An 18,838-nucleotide genomic window follows, 5' to 3' on the forward strand; every position below is an offset into this window, starting at 1 on the left:
TCGACATCGAACGCTATGTGCGCTGGCCGCAGGATGTGCGCTACTACCAGCCGTCCACCGTGTCGCGCCGACTGTCGGTCGTCGTCGGGTTCTACAGATCTGCGTCAGGACCAGGCCGGCCACCGACAGGCGGCGATGCCAGATCGCGGCCCGGTCGATGCCGTCGAACCACACTTCGACCACCGGCAGCAGTGAGATCAGCGCTATCCCGACGGACACGAGCAGTCCCGCCTCGGCGCCGGCCGGCTGCCCGGCGAAGGACACCCAGCCTTCACCGGCTGGCGGGCCCACCAGCAGCCAGAGCATCGCGAACGCGATGGCCGGCACCGCGACATTGAGCGGACCCAGCAGCCGCACCGGCGGCAGCCCGAATCTTTCACCCCGGCCGGTGGGCTGATCGGCAACGTTCACCCTCCCAGGTTTCCGCGAGCGGCAGCTCCAGAGCGCCCAGTCGGTACAACCGCCGCGTCTGGAGTCGCCATCCGGTCCGGCATGGACGACGATCCGCATCGAATTGATTGACATCTATGGCCTGGTCGTTTAGGAAAACAATCGACTTGTATGTTGATTGCGGAGTGAGAGGACCAGGCATGCGCGGAAATCACTTCACGGAAGCCGTCTGGGCGCTGTTCCGGATCGTGATCGGACTGCTGTTCGCCCTGCACGGCGCATCGACGGTGTTCGGCGTCTTCGGCGGCAACCGAGGCAGCGGTCACGCTGCGGCGGTGGGCACCTGGCCCGGGTGGTACGCCGGCGTCATTCAGCTGGTATGCGGCCTGCTCGTGCTGCTCGGCCTGCTGACGGTACCGGCGGCCATCCTCGCCTCCGGGTCCATGGCCTACGCGTACTTCACGGTGCACCAGCCGCACGGGCTGCTGCCGCTGGAGAACGGCGGTGATGCTCCGGCCCTGTTCTGCTGGGCGTTCCTGGCCATCGCCGTCGTGGGGGCCGGGCCGTGGTCGGTCGACGGCGTGCGTCGGGCGCGCGGCACGTCATCGGCGTTTCAAGCCGCCGACAGCGAATCCGCCGTCCAAATGCCGTGACCGCCGGACCGGCTCTAGCCGCAGCACAGCGACTCGGTTTACGGCCGGCGTGGAACTGCGTCGAACGTGGGTGAGTCGCCGGCCTTCAGCCGCGCCTCGAGCACAAGGCGGGCATCGCATCCGCACGCCTTGGACGGGCAGCAACGTCGGCGCACCGGGGGCGCTGGTCATCCGATAGCGGTTCCGACCAGTGCCCCGATGCCGTAGGTGATGGCCATGCCGGCCGCGCCGCCCAGGACCAGACGCAGCACCGCGCGTCCCGGCCGGGCGCCGCCGAGCCGTGCACTGAGGTAGCCGGTCGCGGCCAGCGCGGCGACGACCACGCTGAAGGTGGCCCCGACTCGGATCTCGGCCGGGGGCAGCACGATGGCGGTCAGCGGCAGCAGCGATCCGATCGTGAAGGCCGTCGCGGACGCGACCGCTGCGTGCCACGGATTCGTGAGTTCCTCGGGGTCGAGGCGCAGTTCGATGTCGGCGTGGGCCGCGAACGCGTCCCTGTCGGTCAGCTCTCGCGCCACCTGGCGGGCGGTCCCCTCACTGAGTCCCTTGGCCGCATAGAGCGAGACGAGCTCCTCGAACTCGCGCTCGGGGGATGCGGCCAGCTCGCCGCGCTCCTTGTCCAGCAGCGCCCGTTCGGTGTCACGCTGACTGCTGACCGACACGTACTCGCCCAACGCCATGGAGACCGCACCCGCCACCAGCCCGGCGACACCCGCGGTCAAGATCGGCGCTGTGGAGGTCGTCGCGCCTGCCACGCCGACGACCAGACCGGCGGTCGACACGATACCGTCGTTGGCCCCCAGCACCCCGGCCCGCAGCCAGTTCAGCCGGCCTGACACGGCGGCGTCGTGCGGTTCCCCGGGGTGCGTGACCACGACGGCTCCTTGCGTACATAGCGGTTCTGTCACGGCCGAGCACCGCCCGGCCGGCCGTCTCCGGACCGTGCGGCGCGGCCGGACGATGACAGCTGCAACCGCCCCCGGTGCCCGCCCTGGAACGGCGCCCCCGACGGTTGAGCAGGCCCGGCGCCACCGGCTTCGGGTGCCACCCTGCGCATAGCTTATCGAGCAGCCGTCTGGCCCTTCTGCCGGTTCGCCGGTTCAGTACGTTGTCGCCGGTGGTCGGCGACCAGGCGCTTGCCCCGCGGGCTGTCGATGCATGCTCAGAGGTGTTGCAGGAGGGTGCGCACCGTTGGCCCCTCCGGATACGCCGTCGTTCAGCCGCCTATGCGGCCGAGCAGGTCCGACAGTCTGCTGGTCAGCTGCTCGCCTGCCGTGATAGCTGCCTCGCCCGCAGCGCTGATCGTCTCGGTCGCGGCGCCCGCTGCGGCGCCGGAAGCGTCGGTAGCTGCTTGGCTCGCCTGATCAGTCGCGCCGCTCACCACCTCAGCGACCGCTGCCGGGTCGGAAACCGCGGGAACCTCGACACCCAGGGCTTCCTTCGCGCTGTTGAGCATGTCTCGAAGTGCCGACCACATCGGATCCTCCCGCTGCCGTCGTTGGCCTGTACCCATGCTGGGACCAGAGTGCGTCGATGTGCAGGGCCGATAGTCCCGGTGCGCAGGACCGACGACCTCGATACCGGCTCCGGCCGCCTGCTGCGCGCCGTCCGGGCCGGACAGGCCGGCGTTGACAGGCGGGGAGCCCGGGTCTGCGCAGCTCTCTCGCGGGCATGCTGGACGGAGGAGTGTTCACGGTGAGCCGGCGTGGCTATGTCCGTGGGTTTGAAGCCCTAGCTATGAGCCTCCTTGGGACCCATCCCGGGTGCGCTGATGCCTGTATTCGTGAGTTTGTGAACTCCGCTTTCAAGGGCGCCATAGACGGGTGCCTTGGGTGTCCATGTGCCATGGCTGGCTGAGCTTCGCGATCTTGCGGCGGGCCGCGCAGCGCAGTCGTGCTGCACCAGAGGCCGCGATCGTGAGAGGGATTCCACGGGTCAGCAGCGCGGTGGACATCCGGGAGTGGTGGGCAACTGCGGCAATGGCGGGGCCGTGGTGATCTCGCCGAAGCCGCGAAGATGCCGGGGATGAGACGGCATCCTCGAACAGACCACCGGCCCGGTGCCGCCGTCAGGGTGACGGCGGCGTAGCCGCGGCGACCACGTCGGCCGGGGCGACCGGCAGACCGGGAGAGGTGAAACCCTCGCCGTCCTCGGTGACGACGGCGATCTCGTACCCGGGCAGCTCGGCCAGCCAGCGCAGGCCGGGCCGGCCCATCGCCACTGCTGCGGTGGCGTAGGCGTCGGCCAGGCCGAGGTCCGGGCCGGCCACGGTGACCGAGCGCAGGTCCCGCGCCGGGTGGCCGGTGCGCGGGTTGATCACGTGGAAACCACGGGCGTACGTGCCCGACGTCGCCACCGCGAGGTCCGTACCGGTCAGGACCAGGAACGCTCCGTCGGGGTCCCAGGGATGGCGCAAGGGGATTGACCAGGGGCGGCCGGGCGCGTAGTGGCCGCGTACGCGGACGTCGCCGCCGGCGTTGATGAAGTGGTTCGTGCTGCCTGCCGCGGCGAGGCGGGCAGAGGCGATCTCCGCAGCCCAGCCCTTGACGTAGCCCGACGGGTCGAGGCGGCCGGTCGCGTACACGTCGAAGTAGGCGTCGGTAGTCCGCCACAGTTCCGCGCATGTGGAGAGCACGGCGCGCAGGTGCGGGGTGCCGTCGGCGGGGCGCAGCTCGCCCCGCTCCACCCGGTTGACCTCGCTGTCGTCCCGGTAGGTGCTGAAGCGTGCGTCGACCTCCCGCATCCAGGCGAAGAAGTCCTCCGCGAGGCCGCCCAGGGTGGCCGGGGGCAGCGGATCGGCGATTTCGATCGCCACCATGGTGCCCATCACCAGCTCGTGGCGGCGCAGCCCGGTCACGTCAGATGCCTGCCTGGTTCAGCGCCGAGCGCAGCGAGTTCTGGTATGCGTTGCTGGTCAGCGTCGCCCCCGAGTAGTGGATCGCGGAGAAGTTGGTCTTGTAGTTCTGCACGGCGAGGGTATTCAGCGCCGGGATCGCCGCGGTGTTCTTGCTCCAGTTGGAGCGGCTCTGGGCGGCGGAGGCGGTCTTCAGGGCGCCGCCGCAGACCTGGACCGTGACCGTGACCGTACCGACACCGGGCTCGGCGACGGTCGCCGCGGCGCCGGACTTCGTGGTGCAGGCGGTCGCCGCGGTGGTGGGGGGCCCGCCGGCGGTGCGCCCCGGCGTCGGGGAGGCGGCCTTGCCGGACGCGAGCGTGTTCCCGGTCGTCGGGGCCTTGCCCGGCGTCGCGCCCGGGCCGAACGAGGGGCTGGCCGAAGTGTCAGGGCCGGCGCCGGACGCACTGGCGTCGTCCGCGGCGACCGGATCGCCGGCGTTCGCGGGCGGCGCCGCGCTGCCGTACTTCGCGCCGACGAGTAGCACCGTGCCGACTAGGGTGCCCAGTAGCGCGGCGGCGGGTCTACGCACAACAGTCTCCTTCAGAATTCGAACGGATCCAGGTGGATCTGCCGGCCGGGCACCCGGAGCCGGCGAAGCGCCCGGCGGGACGTGGAGATCAGCCCGGCCGGGCCGCACATGTACACGTCCCGGCGGCGTACGTCCGGCACCAGCTCGCGCAGCCCCCGGGGGGTGAACGCATGCCGAGGGCCGGGGTCGTCGCGGGCGCCGAGGACGTACCAGACCTCGATGCCGCGTTCGGCCGCCAGGGCGTCCAGCTCGGCCCGGAACGTCAGTTCCTGCGGGCTGCGCGCCCGGAAGAGCAGCACCGTGTCGGCCGGCAGGTCGTCCAGCAGGGCCCGGATCGGGGCGATGCCGCTGCCACCGGCGATGAGCAGGGCGCCGTGGCGTAGCCGGCGCTCGGCGGTGAACGCGCCCGAAGGGCCCTCGGCGAACACGCGCACGCCCGGCGCCAAGGTGCGCAGGTCGCCGGTGTGGTCGCCGACCACCTTCACCGTGATGCGTAGCCACGCAGCGTTCGGCGCCGCCGACAGCGAGAACGGGTGCGCCTGCCACCAGGCGCCGCGGGTCAGGAACCGCCAGCGGAAGTACTGCCCGGCCTGCGCGTCGAGCCGGTCCAGCCGGCGGCCGCCGACGTAGATCGAGATCATGTCAGCGCCCTCGGGCACGACATCGAGCACCCGGAACCGGTGGCGCAGGTTCAGCCAGAGTGGCTCCACCACCCGGCCCCAGACGAGGGCGGCGAGTACGAAGCAGTACAGGCTGATCCAATACCACCGCGCAAAGCCCGACTGCAGGTCGGCGCCGTCGCTGAACTGGTGGCCGTACCCGAGCAGCAGCACGAGATAGCTGGCCAGATGCAGGTAGTACCAGATCTCATAGCGGATCCGGCGGCGCACGGCCCGGATGGCCAGTACCCCGATGGCAACGAGCAGACCGGTGGCGGCGAAGGCGCTGAGCATGTCGCGGTACGCGCTGAGCATGCTCCATGTCTCCGACACCAGCGATGTGCCGGCGGCCGCGGCGTAGCCGACGATGATGAGCCCGGTGTGCGCGAGCACCACGACGACCACCGCGCCGCCGAGCGCACGGTGCCAGATGAGCAGCTCGTGGGCGCCGACCCAGGCCTCCAGCCAGGCCGCCCGGCTCATCATGAGTACCTGGACCAGCAGGACGAACCCGCCGGCCATGCCCGTGATGCGGCCCGCCGCGATCAGCGCGTCGGCCGGCGTGGTCAGCGAGCCGCCCGGCGTGTTGAGCCACCACACCTCGATGCTGACCGCGAGAGCGAAGTAGAAGAGCGTGTAGAAGAACAGCCGGTCGCCGGTGCGGTACCGGCCCGGCCCGTGCCGGTCGGTCGGTCGCTCGTCGCTCCGGTCGGCAGTGGTCCACGCCCTTGTCGGTTCCATCGCCGAGATTCTTACCAGGCCGACAGCCCGGCCAAGCGGACAAATCCGGCGACTAACGCAGACTTATGGGCCGCTTAGCGAGCAGTTAGCGTTGCGCCCGGGGGCGGGCCGAGTTCGATGACGATCACGGCGCCGCCGCCGGGCGCCCGCCCGGGCGCGACCATGCCACCTGAAGTTGCCGCGGTGCGCTCGACGATGTCCAGCCCCAGCCCGGTCGAGTCGGCCCCGCTGTGCCCGCGCCGGCGCAGCACGGTCGCGGGGAACCCAGGCCCCTCGTCGGCGACCACCAGCCGGGCGCCGCCGCCGACGCGGGCATCGAGGCGTACCTCGAAGGCTGTGCCCTCAGGCGTGTGCGCGAAGACGTTGCCGAGCAGCGCGTCCACCAACGCCGAGAGGTCGTCGCGGCGCAGCTGGACCGGCATCGGGCCGGCAGCCAGGTGCGCCTCGACCCGCCGCAGCTCCTCGTCCGCCAGCGGCGACCAGAACTCCAGCCGCTCGGCGACGACCTGGGCCGCATCGCAGATCGGCAGGTCGTGCGGGCCGACCGGGCGCCGGGCCGCGCGGATCACCTCGTTCACGGTGCGTTCCAACGCGTCCAGCCCGGCGGTGATCCGGGCCTGCTCGGCCGGGGCACGCAGCGACTCGGCGTCGATGCGCAGCGCCGTCAGCGGCGTGCGTAGCCGGTGGGACAGGTCGGCGGCCGCCTCCCGCTCCCGCGCCAGCAGGGCGCTGATCCGGTCGGCCAGCAGGTTCAGCCCGCTGCCGACCTCGCGGACCTCGGGCGCGCCCGCATCCGCGGCCCGGGCGTCGAGGTCCCCGCCGGCCAGCCGGTGCGCGACCGCGGCGACTGCCGACAACGGCCGGGTCAGGCTCCGCGCCAGGTTGTTGGCGACCAGCACGCTCACCACCAGCAGGACGAAGCCGAGCGCGCCCAGCACCAGCCACGCCCGGGCGACGCCGCGCCGCATGTCCGCGTTACTGACGAACGTGCGTACCACCGCCGTACCGTCGGGCAGGCCCGCGACCGCGACCAGCACCTCCCGCCCGCCGAGGGCCGGCGCGGTGAGGCTGCTGCCGTCGGCCGCCTGTGCGACCGCCGAATCCCGGGCGGCCGGCACGCCGAGGACGTGGCCGTTGGGCAGGAAGACGGTGAAGCGGTACCGCCCGACGCCGTTCGCCTGATCCAGCGTCGCCATCAGCGCCGCCTCGTCGAGGCCGGTCACCAGCTGCGCCACCGTCTGGGCCTGGACCACCGCGGCGTTCACCGCCCGATCCGCCGCGGCGGAGCGCATCATCATCGCCAGCGGCACCAGGAACGCGACCAGCACCAGTGACGTGGTGGCCACCGCGACCAGCACCAGCCGCAGCCTCATCGGGTCGGCGGTTGCGCACCGGCCGCGAACTTCACCCCGATGCCCCGCACAGTGTGCAGGAAACGCGGCTCTCGGGCGTTCTCCCCGAGCTTGCGGCGCAGCCACGACAGGTGCACGTCGACGGTCTTGTCCGTGCCGCTGTATGGTTGCCGCCACACCTCGTTGATCAGCTCCCGCTTGGTCACCACCGTGCCGGCCCGGGTCGCCAGATAGCTGAGCAGGTCGAACTCCCGGGCCGTCAATTCCAGCGTCGCGCCGTCCAGCTGCGCCTCCCGGGCTGCCGGGTCGATCCGCAGCCCGCCGAGGACCAGCGGCTGGCTGGCGTCACCGCGACCGCCGGCGCTGCGCCGCAGCACCGCCCGGATCCGCGCGTCGAGCTGGGCCGCCCCGAACGGCTTGCTGAGGTAGTCGTCCGCGCCGCGGTTCAGCGCCTCGACGATCGTGCTCTCCTGGTCGCGGGCGGTCGCCACGATCACCGGCACCTGGCTCACCGTGCGCAGCATCCGCAGCACGTCGCGGCCATCCACGTCGGGCAGTCCAAGATCCAGCACGACGAGCTCGGGTTCGCTCTCCAGCGCCAGCTGCAGTCCGCGCAGGCCCTCGCCGGCGGTCGTCACGCTGTGCCCGAGATCGCCGAGCGCATGGATCAGGGCGCGCCGGATCTCCGCGTCGTCCTCGACGAGCAGAATCCGGGCCACAGCGCCACGGTACCGGTCGGCCGCCGCGGCCAAAACCTATACCCTGCTTAGCGTCCGCTTATCTAACGCCGTGACAGGGTGGCTTCGTGATACCGACCGCACGCCGTGTCGCCGTCAGCGCCCTGGCGTGGAGCGCAGGCGCGACGGCAGCGGTCACCGTCAGTCTCATTGCGCTCTCCTCGATCAACCCCGACAATGCCTCCGGGCCGCCCCAGCAGCTGGCCCCGGACTCGCTCACCCACGCAGTAGCGGCCTCCAGCGCCCCCGTATCACCGGACGGCCTGGTGGCCACCTCGAGCGCACCAGTGCCGCCGACCGAAACCCCGGCCCGTCCCGCCGCGAGCGCCGGCAGTGTCCAGCGGTCACTGGCCTCGAGCGGCGGCACGGTGGTCGCCCGGTGCACCGGCGGCAGTGCCTACCTTGTGTCCTGGAGCCCGGCCCAGGGCTACCAGGTGGCGCACGTCGAACGCGGGCCCGCAGCCGAGGTCGAGGTCGTCTTCCGCAACGCAGCCGGTCATACCCGGATCGAGATCGAAATCCGCTGCGTGGCTGGCATACCGACTCTCCACGACGAGGGCGCATACCCAGACCACAACTGACACAGCCAGGCCACAAAGGCCGGAACGATCTGGGTGAGCCGGGCACCGGGGATCACCCGGCGATGTTCCAATGACACCGTTCGGGGCCTGCCGCTGCCGCCTGCCCGCCATGGGGCAATCGGTGTACGCAATGCCAGCATGGTTCGCCATTTCCGGGGCAGCCGGGCCAAAGGCGCGCTCGGCGCGCAGGCGGACTTCGCTGGACGCTACGAGGAGGCGGGCCGTACAGACCCTGGTCGGAGCATGGTCCGCCGAAGCGGTCAGGCGTGTAGGAGAGCGTCAGCGTGGGCGGTCCGCGTCCGGCGCGCAACCTGTCTGGTCGCCTCACCGGTACCGGGACGCAGGAGGCACGACCGTCAACGGCGAACAAGCCGGCTGTTCGGTGGCCGGCGATGACCGCGGGAAGAGGTGCGAGCGTGGCCGACTCGTGGACGGTGCGGTTCGACGGGCTCGATCCCGACCGCGAGGGACTGCGCGAGGCCCTGTGCACCCTGGGCAACGGTTACGTCGCCACCAGGGGCGCGCTGCCGGAGTACGACGCAGGTGGTGTGCACTATCCCGGCACCTATGCGGCCGGCTGCTACAACCGTCTGACCGACTGTGCGGGCGGTTCGACCGTGGAGAACGAAAGCCTGGTGAACCTGCCGAACTGGCTGCCGCTGACGTTCCGCGCCGACGACGGTCCGTGGCTGGGCCGGCCCGGAACGGAGATCGTCGACCAGCGACACGAGCTCGATCTACGTCGTGGCCTGTTGATCCGAACGGCCCGGATACGTGACCGTGCGGGGCGGATCACCGCAATGGTGCAGCGCCGATTCGTACACGTACGCCACAACCACGTCTGTGGACTGCAGACCACGCTGACCCCGCAAAACTGGGTGGGCAGACTGACCGTTCGCTCGGATCTCGACGCCGCGGTCGCCAACCGTGGCGTCGCGCGGTACCGAGGGCTGTCCGAGCAACATCTGACCGTGTTGCGGACCGAGCCGGTCGGGGCGGAGGGCGTGCTGTGCCTCGTGGAGACGACGCAGTCGCAGATACGCATTGCTCAGGCGGGCCGTACCCGGGTACGCGCCGCTGGCCGTTCCACCGGCGAGAAGGGTGAGGTGTACCGCGCGGCTCCCGGCCGGGTCGGGCAGACCTTCACCGTCGACGTGTCCCGCGGGCAGCAGGTGATCGTCGACAAGCTCGTCACGGTCCACACGTCGCGAGACAATGCGGTCGGCGATCCGGCCGGTGCGGCGGTGGAGCGGCTCGACTGGCTGCCTGACTTCGACGATGTGCTGAACGAGCACACCCAGGTGTGGGCGCAGCTGTGGCGGCGCTTCCGCATCACACTGCAAGGGCCGGAGCGACAGGTCTTGCCGGCCCTTCGGCTGCACCTGTTCCACATTCTGCAAACCGTGTCGGAGAACACTGTCGACGTCGACGCCGGCATTCCGGCCCGTGGACTGCACGGCGAGGCGTACCGCGGACACGTCCTGTGGGACGAGCTGTTCGTGTTTCCGGTCCTGAACCTGCGCATGCCGGCGCTCAGCCGGGCGCTGCTGCGCTACCGCCACCGGCGGTTGCCGTGGGCGCGGGCGGCGGCGCGGGCGGGCGGCCATCGCGGTGCGATGTACCCGTGGCAGTCCGGCAGCGACGGACGCGAGGAGAGCCAACATTTGCATCTCAACCCGCTCTCCGGCCGGTGGACCACGGACACCACCCGGCTGCAGCGGCACGTCGGGCTGGCCGTGGCGTACAACGCCTGGCACCACTTCCAGGCCACTGGCGACCGGGAGTTCCTCAGCCGCTACGGCGCTGAGCTCATACTCGAGATCACCCGCTTCTTTGCAGACCTCGCCGAATACGACCACGGCCGGGACCGGTACGTCATCCGCGGCGTGATGGGCCCGGACGAATTCCACACCGGCTATCCGGACACCGAACGGCAGGGAGTCGACAACAACGCCTACACCAACCTGCTGACGGCGTGGCTGATGCGCCGCGCACTCGACGTGCTCGAAACGCTGCGACCGGACCGGCGGGCCGAGCTTGCCGAGACGATCGACATCGGCGCGGGCGAGCCACGGCGATGGGAGGACATCTCCCGCCGCATGTACGTGCCGATCCGGCCGGACGGGATCATCGACCAGTTCGAAGGATACGCGGACCTTTCCGAGCTCGACTGGGACGGCTATCGCCGGCGGTACGCCGATATCCGGCGCCTGGACCGCATCCTGGAGTCCGAGGGCGACAGCCCCAACCGGTACGCCGCCTCTAAACAGGCCGACGTGCTGATGCTCTTCTACCTGTTCTCCGCCGACGAGCTCGCGGAGGTACTCGACCGGCTCGGCTATCGGCTGCCATCCGACGCCATCCCGAAGAACATCGAGTACTACCTGGCCCGCACCTCGCACGGTTCGACCCTCAGCGCCGTCGTCCACGCCTGGGTGCTGGCCCGCAACCACCGCGCCCAAGCACTGCGCTACTTCGTCGAGGTACTCGACAGCGACCTCGCCGACATCCAGGGCGGAACAACCGCCGAAGGTGTACACCTTGCCGCTATGGCGGGATCGGTGGACCTCCTGCAACGCTGCTTCACCGGCCTGGAAACCCGCGACGACACACTGCTGCTCAACCCGTACTGGCCCCGCCACCTCGGCACCCTCGAGTTCGACATCCGCTACCGCCAACACCCGCTGACGCTGCGGGTCAGCGCCGCGGGCATCCGTGTTGAGGCCGGCACGAGCCGACAGCCGCCGATCCGGGTCTGCTGCCGCGGCGAGACGGTCCTGCTCGGCCCGGGTGAGGTCGTCGAGTTTCCTCTGCCGCGAGGCGGGAAGAACGCATCCCGCCCTCGGGTAGTGTCCTCGCCCGTCAGCCAGGGCGTCGCAGCGGTAAGAAGGCCGGAATGACGGCCACTGACGAGCAGCCCTGCCGTACGGCGGACGGTCGCGGAGACCGAACGGGTAGGCCTGCACCGCATCGCACTGTCCAAGCTCGGCTTCCCCAGGTACGCCGCTCAGGGGGCCATGGCGTCGGGGCCAAGGGATGAACCTCTACGGTGCCGAGCAACGCGAGTGGACGCATCGCGGCCCGGAGCACACTGACAATGTGCCCGTCGCGGCCCCAACGGGCCGAACGGGTGCCGTCGCGTGACTTTCACCCTCGGCAACGAGGTGATGCTCGATCCCGGCACCGGCGATGACGGGGGAGCGGAGTTTGTCGTGCTAGCCACCGATGGCGATGACCGCGCCGACCGGCTCAGGGCCGGCGAAGCGGTCAGCGCCGCGTGGCTTGCGGCCGTCGGTGAGGGGACACGGCCTCACCGATGAGCGAGGTCGTCGAGGCCGCCGGAGCACGGGCGCGGCTACGCAGCCTCCTGGAGTCTCCCGCCTGTCCACAGCTCGCCCTACGGGTCGGTTGCGACGAACCGCCCGCGGCGCCGACGAGCCCGCACCTCCCGCCTGCCGATGTCATCGACGGGTAAGGCTGATCCGGTGCCGGTCTCATGAAAGGCGAGCATCGGGACGATCCGGTTGCAGGCCGCGTCGCTCGACCGCGCGAGCCACGTCGCCACCGCAGAGCAGGCCCACGAGAACACCGTGGTCGACGACCAGCGCGCTCCCGACCCGCGAGACCGCGTCGGCGACGTCGGCGACCGGCCGCGACGACTCGACGACCGTCGTCGCGGCTGACGGGATTGCGATGCGGTGCACCGGCAGCTCGGCACGCCGACGTTCGGGGACGCGAGCGAGATCGGCCAGGTGCACGAGGCCAGCCGGCCGGCCATCGGAAGTCCGCAGTGCAATAACCCGGCTTTCCGGCACCGTCCCGAATGTCATCGCGATGCGAGAGAGTACCGCCGACTTCCCGCCGCCGGGCTGGGCGGTAATTACCAGCGGCTCCCCGGGCTCTCCGCCGATGTGAGCCAAGCAACGATGGTCTGAAGTGCAGCTGTGCGACCACGGAAGAGACATCGCCGCCCCACGATGCTGCGCAGTCTTGCCAAGTGCGCGCCCGCCGGAAATGGTCGTCTGATCCGCTCGCCCGGAATGTTCAGCTGCGGCGCACCCGCGGCGAGTTGTCGACCTCCCCGTACTCCAGGCCGGTGGCCGGATTGATCATCGGCGTGCCCTCCTCGTCCGGGTCAAAGTCGTCCGGACTGCGGTCGTCCGCCCGCTGCCAATCCAGCCGCGTGGGCCAGCCCGTGGGAACGGCCACCGGGTGGGTCTGCTCCTGCGCCCGTGACGCCATGACGCTTCCCCTTCCTCTCCCGTACTACCGTTGCCGGCCCCCGGCGCGGGTGCGCAAACCTGGCCGTCTTCGCCGTCCGCGCATCCCTCGGCCTGTAGTCCGGAATCACTTGTCGCTTGGAACTCCTGATGCTTGATGAGATGCACGTCCTGCGTGACGCAGCCCAGGCATACCGGTCGGCGGCTACGGCCGCGGCTCGACGCTGATGTCGGCCGCGGGTGATATCCGGATGGTGCCCACGGCGACCGGCACCACCGTCACGATCGAGCGCCGGTTCGCCGCTCCGCCGCCGAGGCAGTGACGCCGCCCACGAGGGGCCGGCGGGCCAGGGTGACCATCGGCAGCTCGCTCGGGGCCAGCGTCGCGCCGGCCTTGGTCCGGATCTCGGTACCCGGCAGAGGAAGCAGTCGCCAGTGCCGCGCGATCGTCGCGAGGACCACGACCGCCTCGGTCCAGGCGAAGCCCTCGCCGATGCACTGGCGCGCGCCGGCACTGAACGGAATGAAGGCCGGCCGCGGGATGTCGGCGACCCGCTCCGGGAGCCAGCGGTCGGGGTCGAAGCGGTCGGGGTCGGCGTAGATCGCCGGGTCCCGCTGCATCGAGTACGGCGAGATCAGGATGGAGGTACCCGCGGGCAGCTCGACGCCGCCCAGGGTGACCCGCTCGGTGGTCCGGCGGGTGTTGAGCCAGCCCGGCGGGTACAGCCGCAGGGTCTCACTGACCAGCCGCCGGGTGAACGCAAGCCGGCCGATGCTCTCGAAGCTCAGCTCGTCGGCGCCCAGGACGGTTTCCACCTCGGCGTGCAGGAGGGTCTCGAGGTCGGGCCGGCGGCCCAGCTCGTACAGCACCCAGGACAGGACCAGGGCGGTGGTCTCGGTACCGGCGATCAGCATGGTGATGATCTCGTCGCGGATCTGCGCGTCGCTGAGCCCCTCACCGGTGTCGGCGTCGCGGGCCAGCATCAGCATCGACACCATGTCACCGTGGTCGGCGGCGAGCCGGCGGTAGTCGCCGATGATGCGGTCGACGACGTCGCGGAGGCGCCGGTTGGCCTGATCGAACCGGCGGTTGCTGGCCGTCGGCAGACGGTCGAGCACTGCCGGGCCGAGCGAGCGACGGGTGAGCCCGCCGAGCACCGTCGGCATCGAGCGCAGGACCTCTTCCACGACCTCGTCGCCGAGCTCGGTGCTGAAGAGCGTCCGCCCGACGACCCGCATGGTCAGCTCGGTCAGCTCCCGGTCCATGGCCAGCTGCTGCCCGTCGCGCCATGACGCCGCTTTCGCCTCGGCGAGATCGCGCATCGTCATCGCGTAGCCGGCGATGCGGCTGTGGTGGAACGCGGACTGCACGAGCCGCCGGTTGCGCCGGTGCTCCTCACCGCTCGGGACGGTCACAAGCCCGTTGCCGAGGATGGGCCGGAGCTTGTCGAACTGCACGCCCTTGGCGTAGCGCTTGGCGTCGCCGACCAGCACCTGCCGCACCAGCGCGGGGTCGTTGACCAGGTAGGCGGCGGACGGGCCGAGCCGGATCGGCACGATCGGGCCGAGCGAACGGGCGGTGGACACGAACGCCAGGGGGTCGCGCATGAGCGACACGGCGTGGCCGAGGAGGGGCAGGGCCCGGGGTAGCCGGGCGGTCGTGCTGGACATGATGCGTCCTTCGGGTCGGAGGGTGCCGTTCCACCCCTCTCCACGGCACCGCCATCGACCACGTTCAACCCCCGCCCCGCCCGCCAGTGTGTCCATGCCCACCTATCGGCTGCCTGACGGCCGGTCCTCAGTCGTCCGTGACGGCGGCTGGCCCAGGTACCTCACATCGCGAACCACACCCTTGCTTTCCCCAACTGGCTACAAAGACGACTGTTGACGTGGTCAGCCGTCTTGCACTTCGTACTTGAGTGCGGTGAGGGTGTTCGGCTGGCTGCACACCTGGCCGGCTGCGCCGGCTCACCCCCGGACGCGGTGCTGCGCGCCCGGCTCGTCGACCTCGACGGCGGGTCCGCCGGCGACGGCCTTCCAGGGGTCAGCCGTAGCGGATTTCGGAGTTGTAGCGCGGCAGGGTGTAGGTGATGTCGGCGTAGTACACCCGCCATGAGCAGGCGCGTCTCGGAACGTAGATGCTGCCTGGCTGGCCTTGGCAGGTCGCCGGGGCGCTGAGTGAGTCGCCGCCGGTGATGGTGCCCATCGCGTAGTCGCCGGTCCAGTCGGCTGACAGGTCGAAGACCGGGCCGCCGCTGTCGCCGTTGCCGGCGGCGCCGGAGTGGCCGGTCTGCTCGGCGATGACCTGCTGATAGATGGGGTAGCCGCCCAGGTCGGCGAAGCTGACTGTCACGTTGATTGCCCGGATCTGAATGCTGCAGACCGCGCCGGAGCGTGCGCCGGACATGCATTCCCAGTTGCCGACCCAGCTGCTCTCCACGCCCCATACCGGTTTGGTGAATTCGGTTGGCCCGCGGCCGGCGGCGCCGCCGTCCCATACCCGACCGGCGGAGGGCGTGTTGATCACGGCCGTGTCATGAGCCTTGTCGACGCCGCTGACGACGCCCATGAAGCGGAACGCGCCGTCGTAGGCGGCGTCGCCGTTGTTCGCGCAGTGGCCGGCGGTCAGCATGCTGGTGACGCCGGCATGCCATATTGCGAAGCCGGTCGAGCAGTCCCCGCCCACGATCGAGACGTCACCACCGCCGTAGTAGGGCGCGATGTCGTTCTCCCGCGAATACGACATCGAGGTCGGGTCGGCGTACGTGCGGTCGACCTTCATCGTGGTGTTCAGCTGGGCCGAGGCGACCAGGGCGGTGCTTCGGAGCGATATGCTCAGGCCGGTGCCGTCGGCGTTCGGCGCGACCGAGGAGACGCCTGGCTCGACGGCTAGCCGGTTCGCTTCGGCCAGCATCTCCTTCTGGCTGTACGCGGCTGGCAGGACCCGGATCGGCACTGTTGCTCGTAACGTGGCGAACAGGCCATCGATCGCGGCCGGCGGCTGGCCCTTCCAGTACACGCGCAGTTCGTGGTTTTCCGGAGCGGCGATGATCCCGGCGTACCCGTCGCTGTGGGCCGCGGCGATCTGGCTGGCGGCGGCGTTCATCCGGTGCTGCATCTCCATGACCTGTCCCCAGGACCGGAACCCGCCCGGCACGGATGTCGAGAACCCAGCGGCCGGCGTGGTGGTGATCGGGGCTGGCCCCGGCGAGGTCGGGGCGGCCGTCGCGGCGGCCGAGGCCGCTACGGTGACCGCGATGGCGGTGGCGACCCCGATCAGAAATCGGGCGGTGAAACGAAGCTTCATTTCCTACGGAGCCCAACGGGGCCATCTTGATACATCGGCATGAGTACGGTGCGCGAAAGTACGCCGCACGGGCAACGCGGTTGACGTGATCGTCCGGCAGACCGCGAGCTCGCCGACGGTGGGATCGGACCCGGCAGCGGGATCGAAGGCTTGACGCACGGCACGTCCTGCATCCCCATGATCGACGGATATTTGGAGTTTCTGGCCGCCGGGTTCGAGCCGGGTGAGCGTCCACCGCCACCGCGTGGTGTGGTGTTCTTCTGCGACTTCGGCTGCGCGATGTGGGCGTTGCTGGACTGCCGTCACCCGCACGGTCAGATGTGGTGGTCGGACCAGGAGGAGCACTGCAAACTGCACTTGACCCTGTCGGAGTGGTTCAGCGCCTGGCTGACGGGCGATTCCTCTGACGTGTGGGCAAGGCCGGCGCTCAGGTGGGGGCCCGAGTCGTGGAGCCGCGAGCAGGCCGACGCCGCCGAGCGGCACCGCATCGTCTTGCACCCCGATCAGGCGGCACTGTGGTGAACGACCATGACCACAGCGTTCATCCCAGATCAGTGCACCGTCGCACCGCTCGACCGCGCCGCCGAGCACCTGCAGCCAACTTGATAAGGCGTCACGCACCGCCGGCGGCATGACCACGCACCTGACCTTGGGCCCAGCAGTTCCAGGCCCGTTTTGGACCTTGACCGCTGGTGGACGCCCACCGGCCGGGTGGCGGCCGTGCCGGATTAGCCAGCGCCGAGGACGTCTGAGGTACGGCGGACCGGGCGAATCCTCAGACGTAACGCGTAGTCATGCAGAAGCAGGTTCGGGCGGTCGAGTGCCCACGCCTTTGCGGCCGGGCCGATTCGGTACCGCCGGAGTGGCTTGCCCTCGAAGGTCTCAATGTGCGGCGAAGTGACCGCCCGCAGCGCCTTCCAGGCCGTACTGGCCATCGCGGCGAAGTCCCGCCGTACGCAATCGGCTTCGTCCTCAGGAAACCACTTGAACGCCAGCCGACCCGGCGCCATCGACTCCGGCCGCTCCGTCGTCGCCCGGTATCGGCCGCCGGTGTCGGTGAGGACGGCCTCGTCCGTGGTCACCACGGTGGTGTGCAGGTACTGGATTATGGGGCCCTCGGTGTCACCGTCGCGGCCAAACAGCCGTAGGAACGCCTGCGTTCGGTCGTGGCGCATCGCGTCCGGCAGCGAGCCGTGCAACGTGATGGTCCGAGCCCGCTGGTCGTGGGTCTGCCACTGCCCGAGGTCGGCGATCGCGGGCGCCAGCGCTTCACCGAACACCGCCTCGTCCTCGGGCAGCATGAAGGTGCTTATCTGCTTGGAACGCGAGCCCGGTTCGAACATCCCGACCATGATGGCAGAGGCCCCGCCCTCCGGAAGTCTCGCGCCGAAGAAGATGCACGGTCGGTCAACACCGTCGCAACGGTCCGGCCGCGCGACATCGTGGGTCGCACCCGCCGGCAGCTGGCCTCCGAGCTGATCACCGAGGTCGCCGTCATCGACAAGAAGATCAAAGCCGCGAACGCCCAACTGGCCGAGCTGGTCGAGTCAGCTGGCAGCACGTTGCAGCAGCTCAACGGGATCGGGCCGTCCGGCGCCGCCCGGCTGCTGGGCGACATCGGCGACGTCAGCCGCTTCGCCAGCCGGGATCACTTCGCGTCCTGGAACGGCACCGCACCCATCGACGCATCCTCCGGCGACCAGCGCCGCCACCGCCTGTCCCGAGCCGGGAACCGGCGCATCAACCGGGTCCTGCACATCATGGCCATCGTCCAGCTCCGCAACGACACCGAAGGCCGCGCCTACTACCGGCGCAAACTCGGCCGCGGGCAAGAGCCCGATGGAAGCCATCCGCGCCCTGAAACGCCGACTGTCCAATGTGGTATACCAGCAGATGCTCCACGACGCGAAACGCGTCAGGACGGGCCCGGGAGGGCAAGCGGGAGCAACTCTACAATCCAGCGCGGCCGGCTCAATCCCGACAGCCGGCACTTCGGAGAAGCCACTTCCCGGACCCGCCACAACCCACGCTAGAACACCGCTCCTGGCCGTCTCTTGACACAGAGGGGCGCCAGAAGCGGGCGTCCAATCCGGGCCTGCGGCAGCCAAGCGAGTACCGCCGCGACGCAGTCGGGTCACTCGACGAGGCTCCGAGCCGGCATCCCAGTTCCTTCGCCCTCCGGGCGAAGCTCGACCCAACCGAGCCCCTGCTCCACCAGTGCGACTGCCAACCGCGGAACCACGCCTGTGGCAGCACCATCGTCGACCGCCAGTTCGACATCGAGGTTCCAACCCCCGATGCCGACCCCGGCCCCGGTCACTTCACCGTCCGCGCCAAGCACCGCCGTGAGAAGGTCCTCGACGTCGTCGCGGTCAACGTCGTCGGGGAGCGACCGTCTGCCGATTACCTCGATGAACACCGATCGATCATAGGCGGTGCCGTCCTACCCGCCGGCCCGTTAAGCGCCGGTCCAGGGCAAGCCGATCGCGGCTACGTTCACAGCCTGGGGCTGGGCTCTGTTGTAGGTTGGCCGCGTGAACGTGAAGGTGATCGAGGGCAGGCTAACCGAGACGCAAGTCGCAATAGGTATAGAGCGGCGAGCCCTCGGTGAATTCGTCGGGCCGCACGGTGAGCTCGCGTCGTACGCGTTCGGCTGGACGACCGGGTCCGAGCACCACGTCGCACGGCTCACTGTAGGGATCGGGGCCGGGAACCCCGGCGGCGCCAGCTTCCACGCGAAGCACTGGCTGCTGGGTACGACCAGCATTTAGAC

At 70.2% G+C, this 18,838-nt stretch carries 20 protein-coding genes; 7 read left to right on the plus strand and 13 right to left on the minus strand.

Annotated features, from left to right (window positions below; all coding sequences use genetic code 11):
• Positions 1-590 precede the first annotated feature (590 nt).
• Positions 591-1,043: a DoxX family protein gene (locus ACPPVO_RS21320; protein WP_426512959.1), complete on the plus strand. Its 453-nt coding sequence runs from the start codon at positions 591-593 to the stop codon at positions 1,041-1,043.
• A 167-nt stretch (positions 1,044-1,210) separates the two neighbouring features.
• Here ACPPVO_RS21320 and ACPPVO_RS21325 read toward each other — a convergent pair whose 3' ends face one another.
• The 7 genes from ACPPVO_RS21325 to ACPPVO_RS21355 form a co-directional block, all read right to left on the minus strand.
• Positions 1,211-1,918, minus strand: a complete 708-nt coding sequence (locus ACPPVO_RS21325; protein ID WP_426512960.1) for a VIT1/CCC1 transporter family protein — start codon at positions 1,916-1,918, stop codon at positions 1,211-1,213.
• A 341-nt stretch (positions 1,919-2,259) separates the two neighbouring features.
• On the minus strand, positions 2,260-2,499 hold the full coding sequence (locus ACPPVO_RS21330; protein ID WP_426512961.1) for a hypothetical protein: 240 nt from the start codon (positions 2,497-2,499) through the stop codon (positions 2,260-2,262).
• A gap of 612 nt (positions 2,500-3,111) precedes the next feature.
• Complete coding sequence (locus ACPPVO_RS21335) at positions 3,112-3,870, minus strand: FAD:protein FMN transferase (protein WP_426514665.1); 759 nt, start codon at positions 3,868-3,870, stop codon at positions 3,112-3,114.
• Between the two features lie 31 nt (positions 3,871-3,901).
• A complete protein-coding gene (locus ACPPVO_RS21340; protein WP_426512962.1) occupies positions 3,902-4,468 on the minus strand; it encodes a hypothetical protein in 567 nt (188 codons plus the stop codon).
• Positions 4,469-4,479: 11 nt separating this feature from the next.
• On the minus strand, positions 4,480-5,868 hold the full coding sequence (locus tag ACPPVO_RS21345; RefSeq protein ID WP_426512963.1) for a ferredoxin reductase family protein: 1,389 nt from the start codon (positions 5,866-5,868) through the stop codon (positions 4,480-4,482).
• A 74-nt stretch (positions 5,869-5,942) separates the two neighbouring features.
• On the minus strand, positions 5,943-7,241 hold the full coding sequence (locus ACPPVO_RS21350) for a sensor histidine kinase (protein ID WP_426512964.1): 1,299 nt from the start codon (positions 7,239-7,241) through the stop codon (positions 5,943-5,945).
• Positions 7,238-7,939: a response regulator transcription factor gene (locus ACPPVO_RS21355; protein WP_426512965.1), complete on the minus strand. Its 702-nt coding sequence runs from the start codon at positions 7,937-7,939 to the stop codon at positions 7,238-7,240. The genes ACPPVO_RS21350 and ACPPVO_RS21355 overlap by 4 nt, the downstream gene beginning before the upstream one ends.
• Positions 7,940-8,025: 86 nt before the next feature.
• Between ACPPVO_RS21355 and ACPPVO_RS21360 the strand changes: the two genes are divergently transcribed.
• From ACPPVO_RS21360 to ACPPVO_RS21370, 3 genes are all read left to right on the plus strand, one after another.
• Positions 8,026-8,538 carry a hypothetical protein gene (locus ACPPVO_RS21360; protein WP_426512966.1) on the plus strand — a complete coding sequence of 171 codons (513 nt, stop codon included), beginning with the start codon at positions 8,026-8,028 and terminating at the stop codon, positions 8,536-8,538.
• Positions 8,539-8,954: 416 nt separating this feature from the next.
• Positions 8,955-11,438 (plus strand): glycoside hydrolase family 65 protein, encoded by a 2,484-nt coding sequence (locus ACPPVO_RS21365; protein WP_426512967.1) that lies wholly within the window; start codon positions 8,955-8,957, stop codon positions 11,436-11,438.
• Between the two features lie 240 nt (positions 11,439-11,678).
• Positions 11,679-11,858 carry a hypothetical protein gene (locus ACPPVO_RS21370; RefSeq protein ID WP_426512968.1) on the plus strand — a complete coding sequence of 60 codons (180 nt, stop codon included), beginning with the start codon at positions 11,679-11,681 and terminating at the stop codon, positions 11,856-11,858.
• A 174-nt stretch (positions 11,859-12,032) separates the two neighbouring features.
• On the opposite strand, the gene ACPPVO_RS21375 is transcribed toward ACPPVO_RS21370, so the two are convergent.
• The 4 genes from ACPPVO_RS21375 to ACPPVO_RS21390 form a co-directional block, all read right to left on the minus strand.
• Entirely contained in the window at positions 12,033-12,458 is a 426-nt protein-coding gene (locus tag ACPPVO_RS21375; RefSeq protein WP_426512969.1) for a hypothetical protein, read from the minus strand.
• Positions 12,459-12,582: 124 nt separating this feature from the next.
• Positions 12,583-12,780 (minus strand): hypothetical protein, encoded by a 198-nt coding sequence (locus tag ACPPVO_RS21380; RefSeq protein WP_426512970.1) that lies wholly within the window; start codon positions 12,778-12,780, stop codon positions 12,583-12,585.
• Positions 12,781-13,037: 257 nt separating this feature from the next.
• A complete protein-coding gene (locus ACPPVO_RS21385; protein ID WP_426512971.1) occupies positions 13,038-14,429 on the minus strand; it encodes a cytochrome P450 in 1,392 nt (463 codons plus the stop codon).
• 373 nt (positions 14,430-14,802) lie between these two features.
• The gene (locus tag ACPPVO_RS21390; protein ID WP_426512972.1) at positions 14,803-16,065 is read right to left on the minus strand and encodes a hypothetical protein; all 1,263 of its coding nucleotides are present in this window, start codon (positions 16,063-16,065) and stop codon (positions 14,803-14,805) included.
• Between the two features lie 177 nt (positions 16,066-16,242).
• On the opposite strand from ACPPVO_RS21390, the gene ACPPVO_RS21395 reads away from it, so the two are divergent.
• Entirely contained in the window at positions 16,243-16,587 is a 345-nt protein-coding gene (locus ACPPVO_RS21395) for a hypothetical protein (protein WP_426512973.1), read from the plus strand.
• A gap of 206 nt (positions 16,588-16,793) precedes the next feature.
• Here ACPPVO_RS21395 and ACPPVO_RS21400 read toward each other — a convergent pair whose 3' ends face one another.
• Positions 16,794-17,408 carry a hypothetical protein gene (locus ACPPVO_RS21400; RefSeq protein ID WP_426512974.1) on the minus strand — a complete coding sequence of 205 codons (615 nt, stop codon included), beginning with the start codon at positions 17,406-17,408 and terminating at the stop codon, positions 16,794-16,796.
• A 99-nt stretch (positions 17,409-17,507) separates the two neighbouring features.
• Here ACPPVO_RS21400 and ACPPVO_RS21405 point away from each other — a divergent pair, with 99 nt between their 5' ends.
• Complete coding sequence (locus ACPPVO_RS21405; RefSeq protein ID WP_426512975.1) at positions 17,508-18,098, plus strand: transposase; 591 nt, start codon at positions 17,508-17,510, stop codon at positions 18,096-18,098.
• 101 nt (positions 18,099-18,199) lie between these two features.
• On the opposite strand, the gene ACPPVO_RS21410 is transcribed toward ACPPVO_RS21405, so the two are convergent.
• Positions 18,200-18,484 (minus strand): hypothetical protein, encoded by a 285-nt coding sequence (locus ACPPVO_RS21410; protein ID WP_426512976.1) that lies wholly within the window; start codon positions 18,482-18,484, stop codon positions 18,200-18,202.
• A 115-nt stretch (positions 18,485-18,599) separates the two neighbouring features.
• Between ACPPVO_RS21410 and ACPPVO_RS21415 the strand changes: the two genes are divergently transcribed.
• On the plus strand, positions 18,600-18,836 hold the full coding sequence (locus ACPPVO_RS21415; RefSeq protein WP_426512977.1) for a hypothetical protein: 237 nt from the start codon (positions 18,600-18,602) through the stop codon (positions 18,834-18,836).
• The last annotated feature ends 2 nt before the right edge of the window (positions 18,837-18,838 follow it).

Origin of the sequence: Dactylosporangium sp. McL0621, from assembly GCF_049995355.1 — a bacterium.
In the GTDB taxonomy this organism is placed as follows: domain Bacteria; phylum Actinomycetota; class Actinomycetes; order Mycobacteriales; family Micromonosporaceae; genus Dactylosporangium.

What these genes read in the sequence shown, in the direction of transcription:
- ACPPVO_RS21395 (WP_426512973.1), top strand. Translation starts at nt 16,243, where the DNA reads ATGATCGACGGATATTTGGAGTTTCTGGCCGCCGGGTTCGAGCCGGGT.
- ACPPVO_RS21330 (WP_426512961.1), bottom strand. Translation starts at nt 2,499, where the DNA reads ATGCTCAACAGCGCGAAGGAAGCCCTGGGTGTCGAGGTTCCCGCGGTT.
- ACPPVO_RS21390 (WP_426512972.1), bottom strand. Translation starts at nt 16,065, where the DNA reads ATGAAGCTTCGTTTCACCGCCCGATTTCTGATCGGGGTCGCCACCGCC.
- ACPPVO_RS21320 (WP_426512959.1), top strand. Translation starts at nt 591, where the DNA reads ATGCGCGGAAATCACTTCACGGAAGCCGTCTGGGCGCTGTTCCGGATC.
- ACPPVO_RS21380 (WP_426512970.1), bottom strand. Translation starts at nt 12,780, where the DNA reads ATGGCGTCACGGGCGCAGGAGCAGACCCACCCGGTGGCCGTTCCCACG.
- ACPPVO_RS21385 (WP_426512971.1), bottom strand. Translation starts at nt 14,429, where the DNA reads ATGTCCAGCACGACCGCCCGGCTACCCCGGGCCCTGCCCCTCCTCGGC.
- ACPPVO_RS21400 (WP_426512974.1), bottom strand. Translation starts at nt 17,408, where the DNA reads ATGTTCGAACCGGGCTCGCGTTCCAAGCAGATAAGCACCTTCATGCTG.
- ACPPVO_RS21345 (WP_426512963.1), bottom strand. Translation starts at nt 5,868, where the DNA reads ATGGAACCGACAAGGGCGTGGACCACTGCCGACCGGAGCGACGAGCGA.
- ACPPVO_RS21335 (WP_426514665.1), bottom strand. Translation starts at nt 3,870, where the DNA reads ATGGGCACCATGGTGGCGATCGAAATCGCCGATCCGCTGCCCCCGGCC.
- ACPPVO_RS21350 (WP_426512964.1), bottom strand. Translation starts at nt 7,241, where the DNA reads ATGAGGCTGCGGCTGGTGCTGGTCGCGGTGGCCACCACGTCACTGGTG.